The 21283-nt window shown below is 53.4% G+C and carries 20 protein-coding genes and 1 tRNA gene; 10 read left to right on the plus strand and 11 right to left on the minus strand.

Annotation, left to right across the window (positions count from 1 at the left end):
• Nucleotides 1-53: 53 nt before the first annotated feature.
• On the minus strand, nt 54-2036 hold the full coding sequence (locus GOW31_RS15815) for a hypothetical protein (RefSeq protein ID WP_171171330.1): 1983 nt from the start codon (nt 2034-2036) through the stop codon (nt 54-56).
• A gap of 559 nt (nt 2037-2595) precedes the next feature.
• Here GOW31_RS15815 and GOW31_RS15820 point away from each other — a divergent pair.
• The 3 genes from GOW31_RS15820 to GOW31_RS15830 all read left to right on the plus strand — a co-directional run bounded on the left by GOW31_RS15820 (nt 2596) and on the right by GOW31_RS15830 (nt 5283).
• A complete protein-coding gene (locus tag GOW31_RS15820; RefSeq protein ID WP_152456701.1) occupies nt 2596-2889 on the plus strand; it encodes a putative quinol monooxygenase in 294 nt (97 codons plus the stop codon).
• Between the two features lie 41 nt (nt 2890-2930).
• Nucleotides 2931-3389 carry a GFA family protein gene (locus GOW31_RS15825; protein ID WP_171171332.1) on the plus strand — a complete coding sequence of 153 codons (459 nt, stop codon included), beginning with the start codon at nt 2931-2933 and terminating at the stop codon, nt 3387-3389.
• Nucleotides 3390-3735: 346 nt separating this feature from the next.
• Entirely contained in the window at nt 3736-5283 is a 1548-nt protein-coding gene (locus GOW31_RS15830) for an arylsulfatase (RefSeq protein WP_171171334.1), read from the plus strand.
• 429 nt (nt 5284-5712) lie between these two features.
• Here GOW31_RS15830 and GOW31_RS15835 read toward each other — a convergent pair whose 3' ends face one another.
• Entirely contained in the window at nt 5713-6102 is a 390-nt protein-coding gene (locus tag GOW31_RS15835) for a hypothetical protein (RefSeq protein ID WP_254441736.1), read from the minus strand.
• Between the two features lie 333 nt (nt 6103-6435).
• Here GOW31_RS15835 and GOW31_RS15840 point away from each other — a divergent pair, with 333 nt between their 5' ends.
• Nucleotides 6436-6624, plus strand: coding sequence for a hypothetical protein (locus GOW31_RS15840; RefSeq protein WP_171119812.1), 189 nt, complete (start codon nt 6436-6438; stop codon nt 6622-6624).
• Nucleotides 6625-6860: 236 nt separating this feature from the next.
• Here GOW31_RS15840 and GOW31_RS21890 read toward each other — a convergent pair whose 3' ends face one another.
• Complete coding sequence (locus GOW31_RS21890; RefSeq protein ID WP_217356689.1) at nt 6861-8054, minus strand: hypothetical protein; 1194 nt, start codon at nt 8052-8054, stop codon at nt 6861-6863.
• A gap of 179 nt (nt 8055-8233) precedes the next feature.
• Here GOW31_RS21890 and GOW31_RS21895 point away from each other — a divergent pair, with 179 nt between their 5' ends.
• Genes GOW31_RS21895 through GOW31_RS15860 form a run of 3 tightly spaced genes read left to right on the plus strand, consistent with a single transcriptional unit; the run spans nt 8234 to nt 10948 of the window.
• Nucleotides 8234-8923: a PepSY domain-containing protein gene (locus tag GOW31_RS21895; protein ID WP_216597997.1), complete on the plus strand. Its 690-nt coding sequence runs from the start codon at nt 8234-8236 to the stop codon at nt 8921-8923.
• Nucleotides 8924-8960: 37 nt separating this feature from the next.
• Complete coding sequence (locus GOW31_RS15855) at nt 8961-9620, plus strand: response regulator transcription factor (RefSeq protein ID WP_171171337.1); 660 nt, start codon at nt 8961-8963, stop codon at nt 9618-9620.
• Nucleotides 9621-9670: 50 nt separating this feature from the next.
• Nucleotides 9671-10948: a HAMP domain-containing sensor histidine kinase gene (locus tag GOW31_RS15860; RefSeq protein ID WP_171171339.1), complete on the plus strand. Its 1278-nt coding sequence runs from the start codon at nt 9671-9673 to the stop codon at nt 10946-10948.
• A gap of 249 nt (nt 10949-11197) precedes the next feature.
• Here GOW31_RS15860 and GOW31_RS15865 read toward each other — a convergent pair whose 3' ends face one another.
• Entirely contained in the window at nt 11198-11338 is a 141-nt protein-coding gene (locus GOW31_RS15865) for a hypothetical protein (RefSeq protein WP_171119816.1), read from the minus strand.
• Between the two features lie 1465 nt (nt 11339-12803).
• Here GOW31_RS15865 and GOW31_RS15870 point away from each other — a divergent pair.
• From GOW31_RS15870 to GOW31_RS15880, 3 genes are all read left to right on the plus strand, one after another.
• Nucleotides 12804-14192 (plus strand): arylsulfotransferase family protein, encoded by a 1389-nt coding sequence (locus tag GOW31_RS15870; RefSeq protein WP_171119817.1) that lies wholly within the window; start codon nt 12804-12806, stop codon nt 14190-14192.
• A gap of 62 nt (nt 14193-14254) precedes the next feature.
• Nucleotides 14255-14449, plus strand: a complete 195-nt coding sequence (locus tag GOW31_RS15875; protein WP_171119836.1) for a hypothetical protein — start codon at nt 14255-14257, stop codon at nt 14447-14449.
• A complete protein-coding gene (locus tag GOW31_RS15880; protein WP_171119818.1) occupies nt 14446-15915 on the plus strand; it encodes a sulfotransferase in 1470 nt (489 codons plus the stop codon). Before GOW31_RS15875 ends, GOW31_RS15880 begins: the two co-directional genes overlap by 4 nt.
• Before the next feature lie 559 nt (nt 15916-16474).
• On the opposite strand, the gene GOW31_RS15885 is transcribed toward GOW31_RS15880, so the two are convergent.
• The 7 genes from GOW31_RS15885 to GOW31_RS21900 form a co-directional block, all read right to left on the minus strand.
• Complete coding sequence (locus GOW31_RS15885; protein WP_171171341.1) at nt 16475-17110, minus strand: hypothetical protein; 636 nt, start codon at nt 17108-17110, stop codon at nt 16475-16477.
• 31 nt (nt 17111-17141) lie between these two features.
• Nucleotides 17142-17600, minus strand: coding sequence for a helix-turn-helix domain-containing protein (locus tag GOW31_RS15890; protein WP_254441737.1), 459 nt, complete (start codon nt 17598-17600; stop codon nt 17142-17144).
• 586 nt (nt 17601-18186) lie between these two features.
• Nucleotides 18187-18396: a MerR family transcriptional regulator gene (locus GOW31_RS15895; protein WP_170707014.1), complete on the minus strand. Its 210-nt coding sequence runs from the start codon at nt 18394-18396 to the stop codon at nt 18187-18189.
• A 111-nt stretch (nt 18397-18507) separates the two neighbouring features.
• Nucleotides 18508-19491, minus strand: coding sequence for a hypothetical protein (locus GOW31_RS15900; protein ID WP_171171343.1), 984 nt, complete (start codon nt 19489-19491; stop codon nt 18508-18510).
• Between the two features lie 2 nt (nt 19492-19493).
• On the minus strand, nt 19494-20681 hold the full coding sequence (locus GOW31_RS15905; protein ID WP_171171345.1) for a site-specific integrase: 1188 nt from the start codon (nt 20679-20681) through the stop codon (nt 19494-19496).
• 147 nt (nt 20682-20828) lie between these two features.
• A tRNA-Ser gene (locus GOW31_RS15910) sits at nt 20829-20918 on the minus strand.
• 157 nt (nt 20919-21075) lie between these two features.
• Nucleotides 21076-21283 (minus strand): hypothetical protein (locus tag GOW31_RS21900; RefSeq protein WP_217356690.1); only part of this gene is annotated, 208 nt, incomplete at its 5' end.

The raw sequence follows: 21283 nt of genomic DNA on the forward strand, positions 1-21283 counted from the left end.
GTGACGCACAAGGAAGCATCATGTAGACCGATCTGTCATGGGGTCTGATACATTCATCCTGCCCACCCCGCCTGTTCAGGCAAATGACGGGTCCACCACAATTCGGGCGTACTGTTCACAATGTGGATTTCGCTACCGCAAGAACGACCGCCAACGATGTTGAGGCGATCTCCATCAAATGTTTCAAGCGACATTTTCGCGGCCCCCCGGAAATTCGCCATCTGTTCGGCCAGAATGCCCACTGCAACGCGTTCACCCATTCGGATACTGTCGAAATAGTCGCTGTAGAAATGTACCCCTGCAAAATTGCGCCCGATCGCGATATTTGCAGCCAACTTGTTCAACTCGCCATTCAGCGTAAGCTTCGCTGCGCTGTCCTCTGGCCGCACGGACTCAACCAGTTTCATTCCACCCGGAGCCGGAACAAAGACGCGCTCCATACCCGCCTCTGCCAAAGTTACCCGGGACCCGTCCAGCGCGTGCGTTTTAAAGAACGCCTTGAGCAGCGTCGCGCACGCCCCGGCAACTGCGCCATGCGCCGCCCCGTAGGACGGCTGCATTGGCGAGCCCTCGGGATAAGCAACAGGCAACAGCAGGTTGCGATCGATTTGTGGCAGCCCCTTATGAGAAACCGCGTTGTGGGCGAACCGCTTAGTGGCCGGCGCGGCGGCAATGGCTTCTGCAAGACTGAAATCTTCGCAGGCGGCGCTTTTCAATTTCTCAAGATGGGCTGTGGCAAACGGTTCCGCTGCCCCAAGCACCGCGCCATGACCATTCGCCACCAGAGTTGCAACGCTGCCCAGCTTTTCAGGGCGGGCGCGGTTGTGCACCTGAAAGGTCTGGCGTCGCACGGCCCGCATTGCCCTGGTCGCGGTTTCTGCCAGAATTGACAGCGCGTGTGATCCGCCCCAATGGGCCCCACTATCCTCCGCACGGGAATTCCAGACTTCGGGCAGACCGTCATCTGTTTGAATACCCCGGCCCAACATCAATAGGCAGGCATTGAAAAAAGCCTGATAGATCGAGTCGAAATGCACATAGGTAGCAAGGTCGCGAGGTGTTTCAATAAACTTCGGGCCACAGGCTTCAAAGGCTTGTTCGCCGGTCGCGTCCGCGCCGTTCTGAACGTCCAGCCACTCGGCCCAGTCCCGCAAATAGTCCACGCCAACGGCCTGTGGTGCAACTCTTTGGTCAACCCGGAATGAACCAAACGGCATTGCCCTTGGCGCAGTTGTATTTGCCAACCACCGCCCTTGCACATGCGCCGCGTCTGACGTCAGCGGGTCGTAACCCTGCAAAAGGAACTGCGACACGTAAGGCCCGTCCGAACAGCCTTGGCTCGAGCCGCGGAACAAAGTTCGCGAAGACAGACCTTCGCCATCTCGGACCCGGCGCGCCGCCGGTACTTTCCCGATCTCGCCGCCGCTGGCATCCTTTGGGCAACCGTCTTTGCGGAACCACTCCAACCGGCCTAGGGCGCCAAGTACCTTGTCGGTTCCCTCGGCACCATCCCGAATGGTTTCGAAGGACACATCTCGCAGACAGGCCATCGCATAGAGTTCGGCCATCTCTGCCGCCAATTCATCTGACCCAAGCCTGGGCGCCGGCGCGATACCCAAACCGCCGGCGTCCAATCCATTGAACCCCAACCGATGACCCAGGATTGGCCCTTCCCACGCACGCCATCTAAATTCACCACCCTCTGATGGCGCGGTGCGGAAGGGCCCGGAATAGGCTGGCGTGTCAAACAGCGTCAGCCTGTTTCCTTGATTGTCGGTGCAGGTAGGATCAGCCACTTCTTCCAGAAATTCGGTATAAACCTGCACGTCGACAATGCCATTTTCGTCATGCCGCAAGCCCTTCGAAAAGCTCGTGGGCCAAGTCCCGGCAAACAGGTCTGCTTCGCCGTTATGTTCTGCGGCCGCCCTGTCTCGGGCACCAGTCGGCGCGCTCGAGTGACACTGATCCCGGTTCAATCCACGATTGGGCTTTTCCAGGTCCTGCCAGGGTTCAGACGGAATGATATGTTGCGGCATGTTGCTCTCCCGATCGACGGAAACAACGATTCGCACGACGCCGTTACCGGATCGTGACCGGTCATTCCGACAGGCTTTTTGCCCTGTTCTGCAACGGATTGAGAAAGTCCAGGACAAGAGGGGTTTCAATCGCGCTGGACACCCGGCCCCGCCGCCGCTTTCCGATCTTTCGAGAAATCACAGAATCCAATGCAAAACAGTATATCTGGGGCCCAGCCATCTTCGAGCTGAATCTCCCCGGACAGAAAGCTAAAGAAAGTTGGATGGCGGAAACGAAGTCAGCCTAACTAAGCCTACAAACTTATGTTAAGTATATAATTTATTCAAACCTTCAGAAAAGATACCACAATACATACCACACAAAGCCGGATATCAAGCGCGGATAGCGCAACGTGTCATGCGACAGAAAGTTGGCTAAACGCTTATAGCTGACACTCACGCCGGTTGTAGCAAACGACTGCTTTGAGCCCAAAGCAGACAATCTCGGAACGAAATGATATGTTCGCAGAACCAGAGGCGCTCATACATTCAGGAACCGTACTTTACGGAGGTCGGATGAATGATCATGCGTATTTTTCAGGTCGTGACACGGCCAGGCAAAGAGGAAGAGTTCAGCAAGTTCTTCCATGAAACAGCTATCCCCTTGATGAGAGGTACCAAGGGCATCGTTCAAGTGTTTCCTGGTGCCGCACGTGCTGACACACCGCGAGAGTTCAGCTTTGTGATGATTTGGGAAAACCTGGAGTCACTAAAGGCTTTTGTCGGCGATAACTACCAGAGCCCGCATATCGATCCGGCGGAAGCCGAATTGGTCGAGTCGCGTTCGATCAAGCATTATGAACTGGTTCAATAAGAGCGATGGCTTGAATGCAAGGAAGCAATTAGGGGGAAACAATGATCAAGGGGAAATGCGGTTGCGGAGCCGTAACGTATCAGATGACGTTACCACCCATGTTCGTGCATTGCTGCCACTGCGGCGAATGTCAGCGACAAACCGGAGCGGCCTACGTCTTGAACGCCATCATTGAGGCTGATCGCGTGCAGTTTGAGGGGCCAATCACTGAACATGAGCTCTCTACTCCAAGCGGGAAAGGTCAGATCATTACGCGCTGTAGGGATTGTGGCGTCGCCGTTTTTAGCAGCTACATGATCCGCCTTGGCAAGCTAAGGTACGTGCGTGTCGGAACATTGAACAACCCGGATCAATGTCCTCCGAATGTACAGATTTTCACCAACAGCAAGCAGGCTTGGGTGCCACTCAGCAAAGACATTCCTATCTTTGAGGAATTTTACAAATTCGATGAGGTGTGGCCGCCCAATGCGTTGGACCGTTTGGAGATAGCTCTATCCTGACGGGTCAGTCGCTCGGGCCATAAGGTCCGCATTGTCCGCATAGCGATCGCTCGCGATATTCAGGCGAATGTCAGCATCGATTCCGAAGCAGAAGAAAAAGTGGTCCAGCAAACGCTTTGGCGTGGTTCCGAAATGCGGCGAATTCAGTCGTGACCAATTACGTGTTTGAAGCGCTGGAAAAAGGTATCGGTCAGTTCGTTTAGTAAAGCCATTTAAGTCGACAGGATTTTCTTAATTAACTTGCGCATTTCCGCCTGAAATCCTGTAAACCACAAGGGTCCCGACAAAACACTTCGAATTTGTGGTAGGTTATTCGGTGTTAATAAGAAATTTTGGGAGGACGAATATGAAATGCAAAACAAAATCCACCATAGTAGCGGCATTATTTGCCGCAACCGCTACGGCCGTTTACGCACAAGATGAACCTCCTATGAACTTCCTGATTATTTGGGGAGATGACATTGGGTTTTGGAATATTAGTGCCTACAACCATGGCATGATGGGTTATCAGACACCCAACATCGACCGTATAGCCAAAGAAGGCGCGCTATTTACTGACTGGTACGGAGAGCAGTCCTGTACTGCAGGACGAGCGGCTTTCATAACTGGACAATCTCCCATTCGTACGGGTTTGACGAAGGTCGGCCTTCCTGGCGCACCTGAGGGCATGCCCGTGGAAGACCCCACCATCGCTGGACTACTCAAAAACCACGGGTATATGACAGGCCAGTTTGGCAAAAACCATTTGGGTGACCGTGACGAGCACCTCCCCACCAATCACGGTTTCGATGAATTTTTCGGGAACCTCTACCACCTCAACGCAGAAGAAGAGCCTGAAAATCCAGATTATCCCAAGGATGAAACCTTTAGGGAGAATTTCGGCCCGCGCGGGGTGATCAAATCGACCGCAGATGGCTCGATCGAGGACACCGGGCCGCTTACGAAAAAACGCATGGAAACCGTTGACGAAGAAGTCACGGCAAGTGCGTTGGACTTCATGGATAGAGCTGTTGAACAGGACAAGCCTTTCTTCCTTTGGTGGAATTCCACTCGCATGCACATTTTTACGCATCTTAAGGAAGACTCCGACGGAGTGACGGGACTTGGTGTTTATCCTGACGGCATGGTCGAGCATGATGGGCACGTCGGTGTACTACTTGATAAACTTGAGGAGCTTGGGATCGCCGAAAACACTGTCGTAATGTATTCAACAGACAACGGAGCCGAGACCTTCACGTGGCCGGACGGTGGTACTACACCTTTCCGCGGCGAGAAAAACACGCAATGGGAAGGTGGCTATCGTGTCCCGACGGTCATCAAGTGGCCGGGCGTCATCGAGCCGGGATCGAAGATCAATGGCGTAGCTTCACATGCGGACATGTTGCCAACCATTATGGCTTCTGTCGGCGAGCCAGACATCAAAGAAAGGCTACTTGATGGTGGCGTTGAAGCGATCGGTCGCCAATACAAAGCACATCTGGACGGCTACAATCTACTTCCGTCGCTCTCAGGTGAAACTGATGATTGGCCACGCAGTGAATTCATTTATTGGACTGACGATGGCAGCGTAGCCGCCTTGCGCTATGAACAGTACAAGGTGACATTCCTAAAACAGAACGCACATGGACTTGATGTTTGGCTCTCACCTTTCGAGGTGTTGCGCGCACCGATGCTTTCAAACTTACGGAGTGATCCGTTCGAGAGAGCCGAGGAAGAGAACGCTATGGGATACCAGCGCTGGTTCCTCGAGCATATGTTCGCGATAGCTCCGGCCTCCGCCTACGTTGGGCAATGGCTTCAAAGCTTCGAGGAATTTCCGCCAAGGCAAAAACCCGGCAGCTTTAACCTCGACAACGTTATGGAGGAACTCACCAGCCGTGCCGGCAATCAATAGCTCTGACGAAAGCCAGTGATCTTGAATTTAAAGACAACGTTCTGTCGAATTTAAACGCGCAAATCATCCCCTTGGACTGAAAATTGGCGCAGTCCAAGGGAGAGAATGAACGGCGGCTTTGTCCGCAGACCAGACATTCAAATGGTCTCTTTGCATCGCAGTGCAGCTAGCGGCGGCTTCCTGCGCATCTGGTGAATTCGCTGAAGCCTAGAACCTAGATCTGCGGCACATGATCGGAAAGCGGGCTGCGACGACAGACTTGTGAGGGAATATTCAAAGTCGGCTCTGGACCTTCCCTAGTGACGTTACAGGGTAAGATTAACGGTAATGCTGCTTCGCCTATGACGGCCTCGAAAAGCCCAAACTCCCGTGCTTCATCTACAACCCAAAGGCGTTAATCCGAGCAGTGATTGATCGTAAAGTATGCAATCAATTAAGAACATCGACCACTGCCCCTATTAGGTTCAGCACCTCGTGTGTCTCCCGGTTCACTTGGTAAACATAGTCTCCGGCACGCACATAGTAGCCGTTTCGCCGCAGGCCATATCGGCTAGGATTATCGATGCGAACGTACCCATTGTAGATGAAATCCCCGACTCGGTATCGTTTAGCTTGGCCGGGCGGAACGCACGGCACTGCTTTCTTGGCCAAACCCGGAGGACAGTTACCTGCTTTTGATTTCACGAAAACAGGCTGCAGTGCATTGTGCGACCCGATACTCTGTCCAAGATCAAGAGACTGGATGTCAAAACTCGCACCCGGAAAGGGCCCGGCCTGCATAGTGAACACCGTCGCCGTGATTGCCAAAGCCGTTTTCATCTTTTCCGCCTCCTTTAACTGATCTTTCCAATTATGATCATCTTCGGGATTTGACCAATGCATCGGCGGAGACTGGCTTACTGCCGAAGTCTTCTGCTGTGAAACTATGGTTCGCTTGGCACAACATTCTCATCTAACGACCTTAGAAACCCTCAAGTTGGAATGGGGCAATTGAAGTGGCGCCCGGCCAGACCAATCCTTTGTTCTTATTTCGTAAACAACATTAACCGAACATGAACAGTGTATTCTCATTAGGTTCAAACAACTTTGCGCATACTGACCAAGTTGGATCGAACGAGACGTATATCGTTTGACGGAAACAAGGGGAACAAAATGGTCAAACCTGCCTTTGTGACTGAAGATCGCAGCCCTGAAATTGCGATGCGGACCTCTAGCAAATCTGCTGAAGAGCGCCTGCAAACCGCGATGAATTCGAGCAATAGCCGCTTCCCTCCTATCGAAAATGCACTGACAGAGATCACAAAAAACAAGCGGCTATCCGAGGCTCACCAAAACGTCTGAAGGCAATTCGGCTGCCCCCCGACAATTCTCGATTTTCGCCCTAAACATCTGAATTGTAACAGGAACCCGTCCCAGCTTGGGGCGGGATTTTCTTGTTGCGCATCGCAATCATCAAGAGCTTGCGCCTAGCAGGCCGACTGAATCTACCTTCCAACTTAGTATCCGAAAGGCTTATCGACGCTCCAGCTTTCAGTTCGTCCTGAAGTGGAGGCTGGCGATGGCCGGGAAGCCTCAGGTCAAAGCCCCAGCAGCGCTTTAACCTGTTCCTCAACTGCATCCGTAACAGGCTTGTTGGCAGCGGCTTCCAGTGCCTCACGTTCGGCCAGATCTTGCTCTTCGACAAGTTCAGTCAACTCTTCCACCTCTTCAACGGCTTCATTGTATTCAATGGCTGCCTGTCTTTCGTCATTCAGAGTCTGGGCTTCATCAATCGAAGCGTCTAATTCGGATTGGGCCGCTTCTAGCTGCGCTTCGATATCCGGATCACTACCGCCCGCGTCCTCCAAAGCTTGTTCAAGTTCTGCGACCGTATCCCGGTTGGTTTGTACCTCACCTACTGCGACTTCCAAGTCATCCTCGATTTCTTGAACTGTCCGCTCTGGTTCTTCCAACCCTTCAAGAAACTCCAACTGTTCTTCCAGTTCCTCCCGCAAAGGCTCTCCGGCCAGCACTGTGTCTCGGTACGTGGCAATTCTGCCAACCCGCGAATTGGGTGCTGCATTGGCCAGGGCCGTTGGGCTTGCATTGGCGGCGTTCAGTGCGCCCAACTCAGAGGGATCTGCACCAAGCAGCGCAGCCATACGATTGCCTTTTGCCCGGGCAACTGGGCGCTTGGACTCTTTTAAAATCACATTCTGGCGAACCGTTCTTTGCGCCTTGGTCTTTTGCGTTTGAAGGGTTGTCGTAGCAACCCTTGAGTTGGTTGCTGTATTGCGAGCTTTGCCTTTCCCGTTGAACAGATTTTTCAGAGAAAACCCTCCGCCTTTTTTGGTACCAGACCGAGCAGACTGCGATTTTGTTTTCCCCAGTCCGAATATCCCGGCCTTGGCCCCGCTACGGCTTTTGTCGACCCCTTTCCCACGGCCACCATTCCCAGCCGAGCTTTTGTCTCCGCGATCTCCCTGGGCGCCGTTGCCATTCCCACCGCCGTTTCCATTGCCACCGCCGTTGCCATTCCCACCGCCATTACCGTTACCACCGCCGTTGCCGCCGCCATTACCGTTACCACCACCGTTTCCGCCGCCATTGCCGTTTCCACCGCCATTGCCGCCGCCATTGCCGTTTCCACCGCCATTGCCGCCACCATTACCGTTGCCCGGCTTGGCATAAGCAAAATCAGGAGCTGCGACGGTGGCTACAATGGCCGTGGACCCCAACAAGGCAATCGCGATCGTCGAAGCTTTAAGCAGTCCGCACTTGGTGGTTTTCATTTTCAATCTCCTCAAAACCTCCAGCAATGGCAATCAGCGCGCTGAGGTTGACCACGGTGTTTCGGCAGTCTGACTCGCAGTCGAATCAAAACCGTTGCCACTGATTTAACTTTAGGTCGCTTGAACGCAGGGCTAACTGCTTGTTCATCATCGGTTCATGTCTGGCCTAGTAGTCTTCGATGAAGGTGTTTGAGGGTGTTATGCAGGCCAAAGCGTTTTTTCTGGTTGCAGCTTTGCTGACTGTCTTGTCTGGTGGGCAAGCGGCGGCAGATGCACGCGAACTCAAACAGTCTGAACTGCGCATGGCGACGTTGTCAGGCAGTGCGATACGGCTGAACCGTGTGATCAAAGGCGTGAAAAAAGCATACGGCGGAACACCTGTTGATGCGCGCGCATTCAAAACAGACAAGATTTACTATCGTATTCTGGTCAAAAAGCCGGGCGGGAAAATCGTCAGCGTGATCGTGAACGCCGAAACCGGCACAGTCGTCTCGAACCGCTCAAGTACGGGGCGCGAGATTTCTGAAGCCGCACGCAATTCAACCAAATCCAAAAGCAACAACGCTCAGAGTGCCTCTACCACTCGTGGAAACAGTGCAGGCCGAAGCAATGCCGGCGGCAATGGTAACGGCAACGGCGGTGGCAACGGTGGCGGCAACGGCGGTGGCAACGGTGGCGGCAATGGTGGCGGCAACGGTGGTGGCAACGGTGGTGGCAATGGTGGCGGCAACGGTGGTGGCAACGGTGGTGGCAACGGTGGCGGCAACGGTGGCGGCAACGGCGGTGGCAACGGTGGTGGCAACGGTGGCGGCAATGGCGGTGGCAACGGTGGCGGCAACGGTGGCGGCAACGGTGGCGGCAAAAAATAAAGTGAAGATCACGCTGGTTTAGCTGTAGTCTCTGGATATGCGAATACTCCTTGCCGAAGACGAACCCCAGCTTTGTGAGCAAGTCAAAAAGCTATTGGGTGCGGAAGGTCGCGTGGTCGACGTGGCCAACAATGGTACAGATGCCCTGCATCTGGGGTCGACTGAACCGTACGACATGATCATCCTCGACATCGGCTTGCCTGAGCGTGACGGCATTTCGGTCCTGCGCGAATGGCGCAGCGCGGGCGTCAAGACACCGGTCTTGATCCTGACGGCCAGAGATGGCTGGAGCGAACGCGTCGACGGCTTGGATGCCGGCGCGGATGACTATATGACCAAGCCGTTCCATATGCCCGAATTGGCGGCACGTGTACGGGCCATCTTGCGACGTCAGAGCGGTCAATTGAACCCCGTGATAGAAATGGGAGATGTCTCTCTGGATACGCGGAACGGGCGGGTTGCCGTTAGGGGCATTCCTGTCGATTTGACCGCGCAGGAGATCGCCGTTCTGACCTATCTGGCGCACAACATCGGTCGCATGGTGTCGCGTACTGAGCTGTCGGAACACATCTACGAATATGACGGCGACAGAGATTCCAACACGATTGCAGTATTTGTGACCCGCCTGCGCAAAAAGCTGGGCTCCGATTTGATTACAACCGTCCGGGGTCGCGGCTATATGATTGATTCCGCCTAATGCTCTCGTTGCGCCAACGGGCCTTACTCGGAGGTATCGCTTCGGGAGCGTTGTCCGTAGGCGTCGGTACGCTGATGGTGTTTTCCTACATCAATACGCGCGTTCTGGAGCAGTTCGACGCAACGCTACAAGACCGGCACACGCAGGTTGTTGTTGGCCTCAGCGCCACCACGGATGACCCTGAAACCCTGCGACAGTTGGTATTCGATCCTGCGTATAGCACGCCATATTCGGGGCGGTATTGGCAAGTAACGGACAGTACCGGCGCCATCTATACGTCTGCTTCACTCTTCGATGAAACGATCGCCGAGCCCCCGCGCGGAAATGACGAAACAATCATTTGGAACACTTCCGGTCCAGATAGCGAAGCCATTCGTAGCGTTTATCAAAAGATCACATTCGAAGACGGAACGGAGTGGGGCGTAACTGTCGCCGAAAGCAGGAGCGAACTGATCAACGAACGCAGCGCTGCACAAAGATACCTGCTCCCGGTTTTCGGATTGGTTGGTTTGATCGGGGTGGCAAGTTCTCTTTTGCTGATGTCCGCCATTGTTGGCCCGCTCCGGAAGTTGCGCGCCGATGTCGCCCATCGCTGGGATCGAGGCGATGAACTGACTCCCGAAGACTACCCGGAAGAGGTTTCGCCCTTGGTGGAAGATCTCAACAAACTGCTGCATCGAAACCGCGAGATTGTCTCTGGTTCGCGAAGACAAGCGGCGGATCTGGCGCATGCCCTCAAGACGCCGACGGCTATCTTACGAAACGAATTGGCGGAACTGGCAGACGCAGGAGCACATACGGAGCCTGCGGAAGAAGCGCTAACTCGAATTGACGCCCAGCTTAGCCGTTCACTCGCGCGCATGCGTGCATCAAACACCGGAGAGTTAACACATTCCAGGACAGACCTGACGAATTCGGTCGAACGACTGTCCCGGCTATTCTCGGTCATGGCCGAACGCGAGGGGAAGACGCTCGTTTCGAATTGCGAGGCTGGTCTTCAAGTTCGAATGGACCCCCAGGACACCGAGGAAGTGATTGGAAACCTCCTCGACAACGCTCTCAAGTGGAGCCGGACGACACTCCAAATCACCGCGAGGCGCTGTGACAGCGGCATCGAACTTTGCGTTGAAGATGACGGGCCCGGTATTCCGGATGGTGCCCGAGAGGAAGTCCTTCGTTCAGGCAGTCGGCTGGACACCTCTGTTAAGGGAACAGGTTTGGGACTGTCTATTTCCGTTGACTTATTGAATGCCTACGGTGGGTCGCTGGAACTCAGAACATCGAAACGCTTAGGTGGCTTGGCCGCCGAAGTGAAGATTAAAGCTTGAGAAAACCGAACTGTTCTATTCCGCTGAACGTCACGGCGTAGCTCCAGCTTGTTTGCAATCCATCTTCTGGATTAGCAACAATGCCGAATCGGTCGTTGGTGCGCGCGGCGAAAGCACTCTTTGTCCGCATAGCGATCAATCAGTGAATTCTACCCTATGACTGCTTTGCTGAAAAAATCAGTCATTTTCTTGCGCCGAATCTTGTCATCCGTATGCTCATTTTGACGACAGAAGAAACGGAGCATGAGCCTACATGAAGTTTTTCTCCCGCAGACCAGCCAGGACAATCCTGATCTTTTCCTCAGCTGAGTAGTGCTTGCGGGTCTTGCGTTTGATGCCTCTGACCAGCTTGTCAGCCGCGTCTTTCGATGTTCCGGATTTCTTGTTCATCTGCGCTCCATAATGGCGTCGATCAACCAGAAATCCTCCGTTATTCAAAACCCTAAATCTACCGGTAGGTGCTGAAGTCAGACATCCATCAACGCAGGTTTGATCGCTGCGTATTTAACACCGGTCGAGATCACCTCGTTATACCCGGCCAAATCCGTCAAACACGTGTCAAACGTCATGTGACCGTTCAAAGCCTCCACTATAGCAATATTTGCATCAATAGATTTGCAAGGCTCTTCCCAAAGCAATTTGGGGTCGAAGAAACTTGGGAGAACGTTTAGTGTGGTGTCTTGGGAAAGGGAGCCGTTGAAATCTGCGTGCTGCAATTAGTCCTAGTTCAAGACCTGCAGAATTTGTCTCACCGTATCAAGGTCGTCTGCCAACGTGCCGACCCCAAGTTTAATTTGAATAGCACGGGTTGACCCTCGATCCGCTCTGATCTGCTGAATCAATTCTTCCTGAGGACCTGGTGACAACGAGAACACTTCCGGAACCACGCCATACGCAGGCCCTCTTAGAAGCGCGGGCACGGGCAGGCCTGCGCGCTGTGAAATAAGCCCATGCCAAGCACAGTCCAAGGCAAACGCGATGCCCCTCAATTCTGGCCCTCGGCTTCGCCACTTTTGCAGAATTTCTGGGATTTTGCCGATAGACTCTGATCTCAACTCGAAGAGTGCCGCGTCTTCTAGTCGTTCAGTTCAGCCGTATTGTACAGGGGATATCGCACGACTTCTCCCTGAGTCGTTGAGCCATCGTCTAGCGCTAAGTGCAACATGGGACGATCGACGGATTGCATCGCCGCGACAGAAGATCGATACATCTTTCCCCCTTTGAACCTTATTAAATACGGCGTCAGATTGACTGCGACGATCTTCAATTCTGAGGCTCATGGGGTTGGGCTTGGTTTGGTGATCATTCCGTTACCGTGGACGAATAAGATCAACCGCGCAACGACTACACGGCGTCCAGGTCTGCATTTCAAGGACCGTTTGCTGACCGAGACTGACATTGGCGCAGATTGCGGCATCGGTCGCTATGGGTACGAAGCCGTCAGTCCAAGCGCACCGCAGAGAAAGGCAGTAGCGAGCCCAATATCGCTGATGCTTTAACGCGTATCAACGTTTATCAGTGCAAAGATTAACCGAAGATGAACGATTTGTTTTTCGTACGTTCAGGATGAAAAGAGCTAAAATGAGCGTCGATACAACGAGTAGACCGAGAAAGGGAAATTAAGGGGGGTAGGGAAATATAAGGGGGGTAGAACGTTCAGAATGTGTAGATTTGTTAATTTGATTCAATCTGTGATCTCTATCTCTGAACCTCTGAAGACCCGCTTCAAGTTAAAGTGGTAGGAGTACTGCTGAGACTTAAAATAGGCGAAAAATTTCTTCCGTATAAATGCAACGTTGGGTTGGGCGACAAATCGCGCTTCCGATACTGTGTGTGAGTTGTGAGTTTGGTTTTGATGGGTAAAATACGTAAGAAGAGAACCGACTTTGAGGAGTTACCCGAACGACTGTTCCGGGTTTGCCTGTTTCTGACAATTGTTTTCTCGTCGGTTCTGTTCGGGATATTTGCGCAAAGAAAGAACTGGCCACCGGTGCCGCAGCTTTTGTCGGCCTATAACGTTTTGGTCGTAGACAAATCACTGACCCGCGAGGCGCGGGCGTACCACAAACACCTTCAGCCAGCACGCGGACAGGGCAAGGGTGTTGTGATTAACACGAAACCGGGCCGTCAGGATAGCATTCTGCTGATGGGTTTCTTTGATGGAGAGAACCAGGCCAGGCTGGTGAACCGTAATGGCGGTGTCATTCGTAAATGGTCGCTGAATTACATTGATCATTTTCCTGATATCGCCACCCGTCCCTGTGCTCATTTCCGCAACCCTCTGTTGACCGATGTTCATGGCGCATTGCTGACCGAGAAAGGCGAGCTTGTTTTTAGCTACGAATATTGCGGGGCGGTTAAGCTAGATCAATGTTCAAGGGTTCTATGGACACTCAATGAGAAATCACACCACTCAATGGTCAGATCTGAAAATGGTGGATACCTGACGCTTGGTCGCAACGAATGGATTGCCTCGGAAGTTGTCGATCGCTTTCCACCCTTTTCGACTCCTGCAACAAGCGAGCCGATTCTGGAAGATGTCATTCTGAAACTTGATGAACAGGGGCAGGTTCTTGAAAGCATTTCAATACCTGGTTTTATCATCGATAGCGGCCTATCGGCACTGCTGACCGCCAATGGCAGGGAAATTAAGCCAACGCGGGTGATCCGCAGTGAACTGGTCCACGCCAACAAAATTGATGAGTTGCCATCAGAACTGGCCGACAAATTCCCACTGTTTAAAGCTGGGGATTGGGTGCTTTCGATGCGAGGGCTTAATCTGGTGATGGTCGTTGATGCAAACACCAGGAAAGTTAAGTGGCACCAGACCGGCCCGTGGGTCCGGCAGCATGACCCTGAATTCCGTCCGGACGGAAAAATCTCGATCTTCAATAACAACGCATATCTGACCTCTTATACGGCGACCGAAAAAACACGGGTAGATGCGCCGCGCGACACCAACATCATTGCGATTGATCCGGCGAGCCGGGAAACGGAAATCGTATTCGGAAGCAAACCAGGTCAGGAGATGCTGTCGGTCGTTCGGGGACAGCATGAAATTCTGGAAAACGGTGGAGTATTGATTACCGAATTTGATGCCGGGCGTGTTCTGGAAGTGGACAGAGCAGGCAACGTGATCTGGGAATACGTCAATGAATATAATGCTGAATTTGTTGGTGAGATCACCAATTCAAAACTCTATCCGTCGGGGTATTTTGAAGTCGATTGGAAGGAATGCACATAATGAACCAGCCCGCTAATCATAAGTTTAAAGGTCGCCTAATCCCGTTGTGGCTTATTTGCTGCATGGCCTTTGCGACGCTGGCCAGTCCGGCACATGCCTATATCGGTCCCGGTGCCGGGTTGGGCGCGATTGCTGTTACGATTGCCGTCATTCTTGGTGTTGTGTTTCTGCTTGTCGGGCTGGTCTGGTTTCCGCTTAAACGTTGGATCGGGGGGCGGAAAAATCAGGCTGGTTCCGAAAACGATCCGACGCCATGATAGCAGCGATAGCCGTTTCGCTCTTGGCAGTTGCCGGATTTATTCTGGCCCTGTGGCAAACAAATATCGCAGGGACGGCCCAACACGTCGTGAGCACCTGTATGGCCGGTGTCACCGCGCTATTTGACAACCAACATTCTGACGACGCCAAGGAAGCGGCCGCAAGGCAAGCAGGGCTGAAGCTGCTGGTGGGTGGGCTGAACTTGACGTGGCGCATTGCGCTGGCTCTGACGGCGGCGGGTCTCCCGATTGCGCTGGCGGACTGGTCCGGAATCGCAACAGGTGCGGCGGTGCTTGGGGTCATGCTTCGTCTGGATTACATCGTCGTGGTATCGGTCCTTGCTTTTGCAGGCGCAAAAATTGGCAGCCGGCTACGACGCGCGGATACGGAGGAACATGTTGAAGGCGGCCAATACTCACCGGTTGACCAGTTTGTGCATAACCTTGCCTTCTCAGGACCGGCGATACTGAAACTGGCCTCGCGGCTTGAAGATCGCATGACGAGGCAATCTTCCACTGCTGATGCCACGCAACCTGTTTTTGTGACATCCCTGGCACGAGGCGGGACCACCGCTGTCCTCAACGCTTTGCATGATGCGCCCGAAGTGGCCACGCATATCTATCGGGATATGCCATTTCTGACGGCTCCTGTTCTATGGGATAAAATCGCGGGCGGGCCGAAGCGGGGTGTTCGGCGGCAGCAGCGCGCCCATGGCGACGGGCTGGAGATCGATCTTGATAGCCCTGAGGCGTTCGAGGAGGCCATTTGGAAATCGTTTTGGCCAGATCGCTTCAAGGGGACTTCGATTCCCCTTTGGAACACTTGCGATACAAACCCTCAGGCAGATCATTTTTTTCGGCAGCACATGTGTAGCATCATCAGGGCGCGGAACAGTCAGGCCGGACCGGAAAATGCGCTAAAAACGCGCTACTGTTCTAAGAACAACGCCAACATTGCCCGGATACCCTATCTGCTCAAATCTATTCCGGATTGCAGGATCGTCGTACCGGTGCGACGGCCGGAATGCCATGCTGAATCACTTCTGCGACAGCACATCAATTTCAGCAAGCTTCAGGCCAGAGACAGTTTTGTGAGCCGATATATGGCCGATATCGGCCATTTCGAATTTGGCGATCTGCATAAACCGTTTTTATTTCCCGGATTTGAGCCAGAGCACAAAGACACGTATCATCCAGACTATTGGCTGGACTATTGGATTTGTGCGTTTCGGGCGCTTCAGGAGTATAAGGAACATTGTGTTTTTTTGTTTCAGGATGATCTGCGCTCTGCGCCTCAGCGAACGATGGAGACCTTATGTGACATGTTAGGGCTGTCGCGTACCCACCAGAGATTCGAACGCTATTTCCTTCCCAATCCTGACGCTGCTACGGTTGAAAACCTTGATACCAAACGCTTGCAAGAGGCCCGCGATATTTATTATGCCCTCAAGGAGGCAACTGCCTGAACTGAAGGCTAACACTGTCCTAAAATAGTGCCGACTGAAGGTTGCAATCAACTACTGACTGTTAGCTAGCGGCGTAAACCCAAAGTAGAAGTTGCGCCTCCCGAGTTTTTGGTAGGTCATATCCCGCCCTCCTGCCAACCGACACTGGAATTTGAACGTCCGGAAGATGCGGTTTTCAAACTGTCGCACATGCGAAAGACCGAAGCTCGCTTAACGGCAGGGAGGGGCTCGGTGCAGACATCCGACTAGTTCTGTAGAATTACTGTTTTGTGTCGGTGACCAGTCCGCACCCAATCAATGGATCAGCTTCTGCAGTTCCTTGTCGGCTCGGATCAGTTCGCTGATGGTTTTGCGAAACTGCTCAGCATTTCGCGATCTTTCACCGTGCTTCCATGACGGGTGGCTTGGCCCAGCGGCGTGTCCACCGCGCGCGCCGTGAACGCGGCACACGGTCCAACCTCTGACTGATGGAGCACGACATCGCTTGCCAGTGGACTTCGCCGTTGCTGTGCATCTGGGCGCATCATTGAGTCTTTTCGTAGGGTCCATGGGGTTGTCGTCACTTTTTGTCATCGCCCAGCCCCCCACTGTGGATGTTCCCAACTATGGCCTGGCCACCTTCCTTCACCTCGACGCGTTCAACGCGCACGGTCTGATTTGCCTTTGACCTATACTTTTTGAGGGTTTCAACTTGGCTGGTGAAAGTACGCGCGAGTTTGTTAAGCGCCTGTTCCGCTGAATCTTGCTGAGGGAGAGTTTTTACATGGTTCAGGCGCCGTGCCATCAACATCGTAGCCTGATGGATCGCACCCATTTGGATCGCAAGCATGGCTTCGATCTCGTCCTGCGGCTTAACGCCAGCAACAACCGACATCACAAAGTTCGATGCTGTCTCGGAGACAGAGCTGTCCTGTTGCCCAAGAGTCGCGACTTGATCCATGACGCCCTCGAAGAACCGGTAGTCTGCTGTGCCGAGCTCATGCATCGCCAAAGCACAGGCCACCGTTGGATCTTTTCCCTTGTGCCCAACCGTGAGCCTGCGTGTATCTTCATCGAAGTCCAAATTGATGTCCGGTGCCCGGACGCGCGTTTTCTTTCGATCCCTCAGATCAGCAACCGCGTTGATTTCCGCCTCGGTGAGCTCGGAGCCCTTTGTCAGCAGATCGTTGCCATTGTCTTTCTGTGTCTTGCTCATGTCCGCCTCGCATAACAGGGAGTGGTTAGTATTAGTGTTCCGTTTCAGAACCGATGGACCGTCGAGAAATCGGCCTGACCGGTTCTGGTTTGGAACCATGGGAGGTCTTTGGGTTCTCAAACGGAACCACCGAGAATGCTGACGGGTCCGTCTTAGAACCGCGTTTTGTTTTTTCCGGCTGCCAGAACCGCCAGTCATTGGTGGCGGCCTTCTTTCCAGATCGGGCCTGCGTCGGCTTGGTCGTCAACCGCCATTCATGCGCTCGCCGATGATACCAGTTGCCTTCCTGCTCCAACGCAAGGAAGCCTTTTTCCTGCAGATCCTCGAAGGCGCGCTGAATAGTGGCCTTGCCCAATCCGAGAGTTTTCGCCGCCTCGTTCATCGACAGAAAAACCTTGCCGTTGTTGCCACCGTGGTAGCGGGTGTGAAGCTCCAACCAGAGCTTCACTGCAGGTCCGGGCAACGCTCGCCATGCCGGAGATTTGATCATGGCATAAGGCAGAGGAACATATTGACCCTCATTCGACCGTTTACCCTTGGGAGATCGCCGCCTACTCATGGCGACAACTCCGTGGGAAATGCTCGGGCAAACCATTCAGTTCAGGGATATCAAAGCTGATATGCGCCCGGACGAGCCGGATTAGGCCGGATTTGGACACACAGTACCCAAGCGTGTCCCAAGCCGCTCCCCCGGCTGGAAATTGGGGTCTCTGGCGCTGAAACAGCCATTGGATACTGTCCCGGCATACGGCGACGCGGTAGATACCATGGCGAAAGATTTCGCCGCTGTAGGTCTCAGCGGTTTCCCGATGATCAGTTCGGGAAAGAGGGCCAGTGTCGGGCCCGCTAGCATAGCTCTGGTTGCGCGGTTTGGAAACGGACACATCAGCCATGATCGATCCGTCCTTTCCGAATATTCACTCGTTCTACAGAGTGGCTCAAAGGCGACCAGTAGTACCGGCGCTCGTTTTGTCTTGTCGGCGCGGGGCATCCTGTGGCATCAACTGAACTTGCTAGGGTGGCAGTTGATGTCACTGGAAAAGCCCCATCTCCGCGCTTGGAGTTGGGGTTTTTCATTATGCAGCCTCGTTGTTGGGATCGGTGCGCCGCGTCGCCAGCCAGGCGTTCAGATCAGCGCCATGATAGGCGATCCGCCGACCGATGCGGATAAAGGCCGGACCACACATGCGGTGGCGCCATTGAGCCAGCTTTTCGCGGTTTCCCAGCAATTGCATTTCAGGGTCTTCTGGGAAGTAGACCCGGTCGTCATTGAAGACGTTTGCCATCGTTGAAATCCTCTTGGATCAGTTGCGATGGCTCCTAATTATAGGCAGCTTTGCCGAAGTTTCACCAAACTATTTCCTGCGCCTAAGCGCTTTCCAGAAGCGAGAAAACGCTTAGGCGTTTTTCCTGAACACTGCTTCGTATCTCGATTTGAAAGGCTCCACTGACCGCAACGCGGTTCCGTAGTCCGCATGAGTTTTTTGCGTTTTGGGGAAGTCCTCATGTTTCTCAACTGTCTTTTCCAAAGCTTGCTCAACGATGCGTTCTTCACTGACAAATTCGACCGCGCCTGACAACTGCTCGATTTGCTGCATCAGTAGCTCCAAGTTTTGGAGCCTGCGGTGTCGTGATGAACGCGCCCCGGCTTTTCCGGCCTTAACTCGAGTTTCTTTTGCTAAAATAGCCGCCTCTTCTGTCCCGCCTGCAATCGACTGTATTTCTTTGGTGTAGTAACCAGCGGCAAAATCGTCGTAAGTCACGAACTGGAACAAAAACAAATGCGCCGCAAGACTAGCCAGTGAAGAGTCCGGGAAATGGTTCAGGCAGTATTCAAATCGCGCAACGGCAGACCAATTCTCCCCAAATTTCTCTTTCATCCAAGCAATATGCTCGTCACCTAGCCATTCAAGTACACGAGAGGATGTCTTGTAATCCCCTTTATCTATTACACCAGCTTCAGAAAGAGCCCGATAGCACACCGAGTGAACATCATCATCGTCGCAACGCCTAAACATCGCAGTCATGATCCTGCATGGATCGTCAACTGAACCAAATAAGTCTTTTAGTCGTTTTGGGTAACCGTAATGTTCTCCGTACGTCAGGCCGATGGGCATTGCCTTCAAGTATTCACGAGCCGCATCCTCGGTCGGGAAATATGAAAGCCCTGTTTGTTCTTTGTCCAGACCTGTCCGACTTGTAACCGAAACTTCCCAAATTGTGTCTCCTTCTTGGAGCTCTTCGAAACCGTCTTGGTAATACCCGCCATTGAGCAGTTCTAGATTGGGTGAAAGCACATCACCTATCACTACCGGAATGATTTGATGTGCGATTATTTCTGTGAGCCTGTTGGGTTTAACCCACTTGTTGTCTTCCGCCATCTCTAGCAGCCCTCAAGACTGGTGTTACACACAAATCTATTCCAATCAGAAATCAAGCTTCTTCGTCGCTCCAACAAATCCGACCGTGCATAAGCCCGCTCCACATCGGACCCAACCTGATGCGCCAATGCTGCTTCTGCGAGTTCACGTGGTGCGTTTGCAGACTCCGCCGCCCAATCTCGGAACGAACTGCGGAAGCCATGCACAGTGACGCCATCTTGCCGCATCCGGCGCAGCAGCATCAGCATGGACATGTTCGACAACGGCTGATGCCGCCTTTGCCCCTCGAAGACGTAGTCAGAGGCCAGCGCACGCAGCGGCTCCAGAATGGCCAGCATTTCGTCGGTAAGAGGAACACGATGAACCTGCCCGCCCTTCATGCGCTCCGCTGGTATGGTCCAGAGGCGCGCCTCGATATCGACTTCGGGCCATTTCATCTCCAGCACCTCTGAAGTCCGGCAGGCGGTCAAAATGGTGAACTGCAGCGCCTTGGCAGCCATGGCCGATCGGGTCTGCAACTCCGCATAGAACGCGGGCACCTCCTGCCATGGCATCGCGTCATGGTGCTGGACCTTGGCCTTGACGGTGGGCAGCACCTTGCCTTCGCGGATCGCGGTCACCGGGTTCTCGCCCGAGCGGAAGCCCTTGGACTTTGCCACGTCGAGTACCGTTTTGATCCGCTGCGACAGCCGCTTTGCAGTTTCGTGTTTCTCGGTCCAGATTGGCGACAGGCACATCAGCACTTCGGGCTGATCGATGCTGTCCACGGGCATACGGCCGATCTTTGGGAACGCGTAGTCGCGCAAGGTGTTGAGCCATTGCTGTCCATGTTTGGCATTCTTCCATGTAGGCAGGCGATCAATGTGAACCTGGCGGCTGAGTTCTTCAAAGGTCGGGATTTCGCGCTGAGCATTGAAACGCGGGTTCAACCCGGCTTTTGCCATCCGACGATATTCGAGCGCTCTTTCTCGAGCCTGATTCAAAGTGACAACATCAGCGCCGCCCAAACCAAAATCCGTTCTCAGCGGTGCGCCCTTGCGGTTCTTCTGCCCTTTGACCGTTACGCGCACGATCCAGCGTCGCGCACCAGAGGGGTCAACAACAAGGTACAGGCCAGAACCGTCGCCATGCCGACCCTGGCCAAGATTCTCTACTAGCTTCTTTGTCAGCTTCCCGCCGAGCGCAGCCATGGAAATACCACACAATATACCACTCAATAGAAAATATTAAGGACAACTGGGTAAAACTCAAGATGATACTACTAGATAGTAAGTGCCTGCTATTTATAGGAATACGGCACGTTAAACACGCCACATCAACTCACTGAAATAGGTAAATGGCGGAGACGAAGGGATTCGAACCCTCGAGACGGTTTCCCGCCTACTCCCTTAGCAGGGGAGCGCCTTCGACCACTCGGCCACGTCTCCATCGACGGGTATATCCTTGCAAGCGACGGGAATACAAGGCGAAATATCTGATTTGTGCCCCCCCTCGGACAAAATTGTTGAACCCGTTGAAATCACGGTAAAAGACACCAGCTTAGATGGATCATGGGTCAGATTTGGAGAATTTTTTCTGAAGCCTTTATTCAACGCGGTGCCACCAAACCTTCAGGTTCGAAGCGACACAGCATATCGATTCCCCGTTCTGCATAGTTGCGCCGATTATGAGATCATTTTCTGAAAGCGATGAAGTTCTCTTGTTACAGTTGGTTATGAGAACGGCGGTGAGAAAGTCGACCACGGTAGCGGCGGGATGATCTTGCTGCGGGCGGCGTAAAAGTCGTCCATCT

Source organism: Ruegeria sp. HKCCA0370 (genome assembly GCF_013033705.1).
Taxonomy (GTDB): Bacteria; Pseudomonadota; Alphaproteobacteria; order Rhodobacterales; family Rhodobacteraceae; genus Ruegeria.